Source organism: Microvirga pakistanensis, assembly GCF_004458765.1.
GTDB classification, from domain to species: domain Bacteria; phylum Pseudomonadota; class Alphaproteobacteria; order Rhizobiales; family Beijerinckiaceae; genus Microvirga; species Microvirga pakistanensis.
This window is the reverse complement of sequence record NZ_SPJX01000294.1, coordinates 1-223: the sequence shown is the minus strand read 5'-3', so window position 1 is coordinate 223 and position 223 is coordinate 1. Positions and strand designations below refer to the sequence as shown.

Below are 223 nucleotides of genomic sequence, written 5' to 3'. Positions count from 1 at the left end.
GCAAGCGAGCGCTTGGATGTAACCCGCTCCGCCGTCAGCCAGGCTATCCGACGGCTTGAGGAGCGGATGGGTGTTGCCCTGATTCAGCGTACGACCCGCAGCCTCCATCTCACCGAGGCTGGGGAGAGGCTCTATCAGTCGGTGCGACCGGCGCTCGATGATCTCGGTGCGGCAATGGAAGCCGTAGGCGAAATGCGTGGTCGGCCGAGCGGCATGCTGCGTA

1 protein-coding gene is annotated in these 223 nt (G+C 64.6%); it reads left to right on the top strand.

Features of this window, described 5'->3' with window-relative positions; genetic code table 11:
- On the top strand, positions 1-223 hold a 223-nt coding region (locus E4K09_RS15975), incomplete at both ends, for a LysR family transcriptional regulator (RefSeq protein ID WP_134498684.1).